The sequence below is a fragment of the Mycobacterium sp. genome, from assembly GCF_035653355.1.
In the GTDB taxonomy this organism is placed as follows: Bacteria; Actinomycetota; Actinomycetes; order Mycobacteriales; family Mycobacteriaceae; genus Mycobacterium.
The window spans coordinates 1-3,903 of sequence record NZ_DASRBZ010000566.1 but is presented as its reverse complement, the minus strand read 5'-3'; the positions used below and the strand labels follow the sequence as shown (position 1 = coordinate 3,903).

The window sequence follows — 3,903 nt, the reverse complement described above, 5'->3', positions numbered from 1 at the left end:
CGTCAACGACGGACTGGTCCGGCTCGTCAAGCGGGTCAACCCGCCGAGCAAGCTGAAGTCGTTCACCCGGAGGTGGCGTGAGCGAGCCCGCCGCAATGGTTGAACTGCAGCACTCGTTTGGTGGCGACCCCCAGCGCCCGGCTTCGCCGCGCTCGCGATCGCCACTATCCGGCACCGCGACGCTCGCCAGCGTCGAGGACACCGTCGCGCTCGGTTCGCGACTCGGGCAGCATTTGCGTGCCGGCGACGTGGTGGTGCTCTCCGGCCCACTGGGCGCCGGAAAAACCGTGTTGGCCAAGGGGATCGCCGCTGCCCTGGACGTCGACGGGCCGGTGATCTCGCCGACGTTCGTGCTGGCGCGCGTGCATCCTGCCCGGCGTGCCGGCGCTCCGGCGATGATCCACGTCGACATGTACCGGTTGCTGGATCACAGCGGCGCCGACCTGCTGGCCGAGCTCGACTCGCTGGATCTGGACACCGAACTCGACGAGGCCGTCGTGGTGGTGGAGTGGGGCGAGGGACTCGCCGAACGCCTATCCGAGCGGCACCTCGACATCCGGCTGGAGCGGGTTAGCAACTCCGATGTGCGGATCGCGACCTGGCGGTGGGCCGCATGACACTGGTGCTGACCCTCGACACCGCCACCCCGGCGGTGACCGCGGGCATCGTGCGGCGCGTCGGCGAGCGGCTCGAGGTGCTGGCCCAGCGCGTCACCGTCGACGCCCGGGCGCACGCCGAACGGCTCACCCCCAACGTGCTGGCCGCGTTGGCCGCCGCCGGGATCGGCATGACCGACCTCGATGCCGTGGTGGTGGGCTGCGGTCCCGGCCCGTTCACCGGTCTGCGGGTGGGTATGGCGACCGCCGCCGCTTACGGGCATGCGCTGGAAATTCCGGTGCACGGAGTGTGCAGCCTGGACGCCATCGGCGTACAGACCAGCGGCGACACCCTGGTTGTCACCGATGCCCGTCGCCGCGAAATCTACTGGGCCCGTTACCGCGACGGCATTCGCGTCGAGGGACCGGCGGTCGACGCGCCCGCCGACGTCGACCCGGGCACAGCGCAGGCGGTGGCCGGCTCACCGGAGCATGCGGCGCTGTTCGACCTTCCTCGGTGTGAGCCGGTGTATCCGACACCGGCTGGGCTGGTCGCCGCGGTGGGCGACTGGTCGGAACGCCAAGCGCCGCTGCTGCCGTTGTATCTGCGCCGCCCTGATGCCAAAGCACTTGCTCCACAGGTGGTTTCGCGGTGACAGCGCACGACGCAGAGCCGATCACCGTCGACGCGCTCACCATCGCCGACGCCGAGCGGTGCGCGCAGTTGGAGGCCAAGCTGTTTCCCGGCGACGACCCGTGGCCGGTGGCGGCCTTCGCCCGGGAACTGGCGGCCACGCACAACCACTATGTGGCCGCCCGCATCAATGCTGATAGCGGCGACACCCTGGTCGGTTACGGGGGTATCGCGCGGCTGGGCCGCAAGCCGCCCTTCGAGTACGAAGTGCACACCATTGGTGTCGACCCGGCCTATCAGGGTCGGGGCATCGGCCGTCGGCTGCTGAACGAGCTGCTTCGCTTCGCCGACGGCGGCGCTGTGTACCTGGAAGTACGCACCGACAATGAGCCGGCGATCGCGTTGTACCGCAGTGTCGGGTTCGTCAACGTCGGCCTACGCCGACGGTATTACCGGGTCAGCGGCGCCGACGCCTACACGATGCGGCGGGATCCGCAATGAAACTCGTTCTGGCTATCGAAACCTCTTGTGACGAAACCGGCGTCGGCATTGCCCGGCTCGACGACGACGGCACGGTGGCGTTGTTGGCCGACGAGGTGGCCTCCAGCGTGGACGAGCATGTCCGGTTCGGCGGCGTGGTGCCCGAGATCGCATCGCGGGCGCATCTGGAGGCGCTCGGCCCGACGATGCGTCGTGCTTTGGCGGCTAGCGGCGTGTCCAAACCGGACGTCGTCGCCGCTACCATCGGGCCCGGCCTGGCGGGCGCGCTGATGGTGGGAGTGGCTGCGGCCAAAGCATATTCAGCTGCCTGGCAGGTGCCGTTTTACGCGGTCAACCACCTCGGTGGGCACCTGGCCGCCGACGTCTACGAACACGGGCCGCTGCCGGAGTGCGTGGCGCTGCTGGTCTCCGGCGGTCACACCCACCTGCTGCACGTGCGTTCGCTTGGCCAGCCGATCGTCGAGCTGGGCAGTACCGTCGACGACGCCGCCGGTGAGGCCTACGACAAGGTGGCGCGGCTGCTGGCCTGGGGTACCCAGGCGGCAAGGTGCTCGACGACCTCGCGCGCACCGGTGACCGCACCGCAATCGTGTTCCCGCGCGGCATGACCGGGCCCAAAGACGACCGGTACGCGTTCAGCTTCTCCGGGCTGAAGACGGCCGTCGCGCGCTACGTAGAAAGCCACCCCGATGCGGCCACCGCCGACATCGCCGCCGGCTTCCAGGAGGCGGTCGCCGACGTGCTGACCATGAAGGCCGTGCGCGCCGCCACCGAACTCGGTGTGTCGACGCTGCTGATCGCCGGCGGGGTGGCGGCCAACTCGCGGCTGCGGGAACTGGCCGAACAGCGCTGCCGTGGCGCCGGCCTGACACTGCGAATTCCCCGGCCCCGGTTGTGCACCGACAACGGCGCGATGATCGCGGCGTTCGCCGCGCACCTGGTGGCGGCTGGCGCCTCCCCGTCACCGCTGGACGTCCCCAGCGATCCGGGCATGCCCGTGGTACGGGCACGGCTGCCCTAAGTCGGGGGCCTGCGTTACCGGCCGCCCGTTTGCCGGGTGACGATGAGCAGGTTGTCGCCGGTAGCCCAGGCTGGGCTGAACGTGTCCATGGGGATTTGTTCGTCGCGGCCGTTAGGCGTGCCGCTGTCGTTGAGATGCACGATGTCGCTGCGGGTGTCGACTCCGGTCACGACCACGGCGTGGTCGGCGTTGGTGCGTTGACCCTCGCCCGGAGGATAGTTCCAGATCGTTTCGGCGTTGACCCCCGCGATCACCTTGTGGCCGCCGGCCAAGTCCTGCTCCAGCGTCTGCATGCTGTTGCCGGTCGTGAGGTCGGACTGGACGCCGTATTTCTCCATCAGCACAACCAGGTCTCCGGGCGACGTGCCGTCGAAGTGGTAGATATCGCCATGGTGGACTCGGCTTTTGGTCAAAACCCCACGAAGCACGACGGCGGTTTCGGACGGTTCTTTGCCGGTCAGCTGGCCGATCACGTCGGCCGCAGACATCAGGCCGCAGTCTTGGCCGTGCTGGTAGCGCCAGTAGGGTGCGGCGGCTTGGGGGTTGCCGTACATTTGGCCGTTCGGGTCGGCGTGGGCTTGGGCCAGCCCGGCGAATACCAGCGCGACCGGGCACAAAAGTGCGGCCACGACGGCGATGCGGGCCGCGTGGAGGATGCCACCGAACATGAGGTCATTACTAGCATTTGGCCCTTGACGGATCCTGGGAACCGAGCCGCTATGGCCTCTGCCTGCGGTTTTGGTCCGGGAGACGACCCGAGGCGTACGTGGCGAACTGCGCACGCCAGGCCCGCCCGGCGAGCTGCCCATAGAAGCAGGGTGGCGGCCTTGAGTGCTAGCACTCTCCTGTATAGAGTGCTAGATGGCAATCGGACAATCCCTGTGTCGGCACCCGCGACGACGACGCGAGGGCACGGACGAATGCCGAACACCTGGTAATCCGACGGCCCGGGACTGCCCGGACCTGCTACCGACAGGGTCCGGGGCCCCGGACCCGATCAAACTAGTGGAGGGCTCTAATCGTGGCGAGCGTGAACATCAAGCCACTCGAGGACAAGATCCTCGTACAGGCCAACGAGGCCGAGACCACGACCGCATCCGGTCTGGTCATTCCCGACACCGCCAAGGAGAAGCCGCAGGAAGGCACCGTCG

Annotated in this window: 5 protein-coding genes and 1 pseudogene; 5 read left to right on the top strand and 1 reads right to left on the bottom strand. The window is 68.5% G+C overall.

Annotated features, from left to right (window positions below):
• The first annotated feature begins 95 nt into the window (after positions 1-95).
• The 4 genes and pseudogenes from tsaE to tsaD all read left to right on the top strand — a co-directional run bounded on the left by tsaE (position 96) and on the right by tsaD (position 2,752).
• A complete protein-coding gene (tsaE, locus tag VFA16_RS19520; RefSeq protein ID WP_324969404.1) occupies positions 96-617 on the top strand; it encodes a tRNA (adenosine(37)-N6)-threonylcarbamoyltransferase complex ATPase subunit type 1 TsaE in 522 nt (173 codons plus the stop codon).
• A complete protein-coding gene (gene tsaB / locus VFA16_RS19515; RefSeq protein ID WP_414687766.1) occupies positions 614-1,252 on the top strand; it encodes a tRNA (adenosine(37)-N6)-threonylcarbamoyltransferase complex dimerization subunit type 1 TsaB in 639 nt (212 codons plus the stop codon). Before tsaE ends, tsaB begins: the two co-directional genes overlap by 4 nt.
• Positions 1,249-1,731 carry a ribosomal protein S18-alanine N-acetyltransferase gene (gene rimI, locus VFA16_RS19510; RefSeq protein ID WP_324969402.1) on the top strand — a complete coding sequence of 161 codons (483 nt, stop codon included), beginning with the start codon at positions 1,249-1,251 and terminating at the stop codon, positions 1,729-1,731. Before tsaB ends, rimI begins: the two co-directional genes overlap by 4 nt.
• Positions 1,728-2,752 (top strand): annotated as a pseudogene (gene tsaD, locus VFA16_RS19505) (tRNA (adenosine(37)-N6)-threonylcarbamoyltransferase complex transferase subunit TsaD). The gene rimI and the pseudogene tsaD overlap by 4 nt, the downstream one beginning before the upstream one ends.
• A gap of 14 nt (positions 2,753-2,766) precedes the next feature.
• On the opposite strand, the gene VFA16_RS19500 reads toward tsaD, so the two are convergent.
• Positions 2,767-3,420, bottom strand: a complete 654-nt coding sequence (locus VFA16_RS19500; RefSeq protein ID WP_324969401.1) for a C39 family peptidase — start codon at positions 3,418-3,420, stop codon at positions 2,767-2,769.
• Positions 3,421-3,773: 353 nt separating this feature from the next.
• On the opposite strand from VFA16_RS19500, the gene VFA16_RS19495 reads away from it, so the two are divergent.
• On the top strand, positions 3,774-3,903 hold a 130-nt coding region (locus VFA16_RS19495), incomplete at its 3' end, for a co-chaperone GroES (RefSeq protein WP_422656561.1).